The organism is Streptomyces sp. NPDC006265, from assembly GCF_040613555.1.
Taxonomy (GTDB): Bacteria; Actinomycetota; Actinomycetes; order Streptomycetales; family Streptomycetaceae; genus Streptomyces.
This window is the reverse complement of sequence record NZ_JBEXSH010001198.1, coordinates 1-2,129: the sequence shown is the minus strand read 5'-3', so window position 1 is coordinate 2,129 and position 2,129 is coordinate 1. Positions and strand designations below refer to the sequence as shown.

At 71.6% G+C, this 2,129-nt stretch carries 3 protein-coding genes; 1 reads left to right on the top strand and 2 read right to left on the bottom strand.

From position 1 onward, the window contains the following. Positions 1 to 101: 101 nt before the first annotated feature. On the bottom strand, positions 102 to 464 hold the full coding sequence (gene aroH / locus ABZ281_RS47015) for a chorismate mutase (RefSeq protein WP_356664710.1): 363 nt from the start codon (positions 462 to 464) through the stop codon (positions 102 to 104). Between the two features lie 179 nt (positions 465 to 643). Between aroH and ABZ281_RS47010 the strand changes: the two genes are divergently transcribed. Then, positions 644 to 1,084: a Rieske (2Fe-2S) protein gene (locus ABZ281_RS47010; protein WP_356664708.1), complete on the top strand. Its 441-nt coding sequence runs from the start codon at positions 644 to 646 to the stop codon at positions 1,082 to 1,084. A 24-nt stretch (positions 1,085 to 1,108) separates the two neighbouring features. On the opposite strand, the gene ABZ281_RS47005 is transcribed toward ABZ281_RS47010, so the two are convergent. Beyond that, a complete protein-coding gene (locus tag ABZ281_RS47005) occupies positions 1,109 to 2,074 on the bottom strand; it encodes an ADP-ribosylglycohydrolase family protein (protein ID WP_356664712.1) in 966 nt (321 codons plus the stop codon). Between the last annotated feature and the right edge of the window lie 55 nt (positions 2,075 to 2,129).

Here is a 2,129-nt window from a genome sequence, read left to right as displayed (position 1 = left end):
CTCCGGGTCCGGGTCGGCGAGGTGCACGGTGACGCCCCGCTGGGACAGGGCCAGGGCGGCGGATGTCCCGATCAGGCCGGTGCCGATGACGAGTGCGGTCCTCACTGGGCGATGTCCTTGCGCAGGGTGGCCGCGGCGCCGAGGTAGACATGGGCGATGTCGGCCCGGGGACGGTCGGACTCGATGTGCGCGAGGACCCGGACGACACGCGGCATGGCGCCCTCGATGTCGAGTTCCTGGGCGCAGATCAGCGGCACGTCGACGATGCCCAGCTTGCGGGCGGCGGCGGCCGGGAAGTCGCTGTGCAGGTCGGGCGTGGCCGTGAACCAGATACTGATCAGGTCGTCGGCGGCGAGATCGTTGCGCTCGAGGATCTCCGTGAGCAGGGCTCCTACCTGCTCGTCCATGTGCCCGGCCTCGTCCCGTTCGAGTTGGACGGCGCCCCGGACCGCTCGTACCGCCACGGCGATGCTCCTTGCTGACGTGCGTGTCGCTCTACGTCCGACCAGCCTAGTCAGCCCGGGCGGCCCGGGTGAGCGGCGCCCGCCCGGTGAGACGCCAGGATCGGCACCTTTGGGCAGGTTCGGTACCAATATGATGCAAATCCCGGTTTACCCCTCTTCGGCGCTTTCGGAGTGACGACATGACCTACGAGACCACGCGTCGCACGGTTCTCCTCGCGACGGGCGCGACCGGCGCGGCGGCGCTCGTCGCGGCCTGCGGCGGGGGTGGCGACGACAGCGGCTCCGCGCCGACACAGTCCCCCACCGGCGACGGCGCGACGAGCGGGCCCGCCGGCCGGGTCCTGGCCAACATCGACGAGATCCCGGTGGGCGGTGGCAAGATCTTCATGGACGAGAAGGTCGTGGTGACGCAGCCGGAGCAGGGCCGGCTCAAGGCTTTCTCGGCGATCTGCACCCACATGCACTGCCTGGTGGGGTCCGTCTCCGACGGCACGATCAACTGTCCTTGCCACGGCAGCAAGTTCAAGATCGCCGACGGCGCGGTGGCCCACGGCCCGGCGACCCGGCCCCTGCCCGCCGAGCAGATCACCGTGGAGGGGAACTCGATCCGCCTGACCTGAGGGCTCCCGCCCGGCACCGGGCCGTCAGGCGTCCCACAGCGCCCCGAGCGTGAGCAGATCGGTCCGGTACTCGATCCGGTCGGCCCATTCGGAGGGCCAGGCCTCCGCGCCCAGCCAGGCGCCCGCGAAGGCGCCCGTCAGGCAGGCGATCGAGTCCGAGTCGCCGGCGGTGCAGGCGGCGCGGCGCAGGGCCGTCACCGGTTCATCGACGAAGAGCAGGAAGCACAGCAGCCCGGTCGCCAGGGCCTCCTCGGCGATCCAGCCCTCGCCGGTGGCCAGACAGGGGTCGGTCTCCGGCGAGACGGTGCGCACAGCGCGCTGGAGCCGTTCGAGGATCTCCAGGCACTCGTCCCAGCCGCGCGCGATGAACCGCCCGGGGCTGGGGTCCCCGGCCCGCCGCCACAGGTCACCGAGCCAGCGCTCGTGGTAGTGACCGCGGTTCTCCAGGGCGTACGAGCGGAGCAGGCCGATCAGCCCGGTCGGCTCTGCGCCCTGCGCGAGCAGGCGTACGGCGTGCGCGGTGAGGTCGGACGCGGCGAGCGCGGTGGGATGCCCGTGGGTGAGGGCGGACTGCAACTGGGCGGCTCCGGCGCGCTGTTCGTCACTGAGGCCGGGGACCAGACCCAGGGGCGCGACGCGCATGTTGGCGCCGCAGCCCTTGGATTCGATCTGGCCGGCGTCCTGCCACGGTCGGGATTCGTCCTTCAGCAGGTAGCAGGCCTTCATGCAGGTGCGGCCGGGAGCCCGGTTGTTCTCAGGGGACTGGTACCAGTCCACGAACTCCTCCCGCAGGGGCCGGGCCAGCCGCAGCGGGGTGAGCAGCCCCCGGTCCATCGCCGTCCGCACGGCCCGGCCGAGCGCCAGCGTCATCTGGGTGTCGTCCGAGACGAGGGCGCGGTTCGGCAGCTCCATCTGCCGCCACGGCCCGCACTTGGCGAGGATCGAGGGGACGTCGTCGAACTCGGTCGGAAAGCCCAGCGCATCCCCCATGGCCAAGGCGATGTCCGCCTGAGCCCAGAACCGGTTATACGTGAACGACGGCACC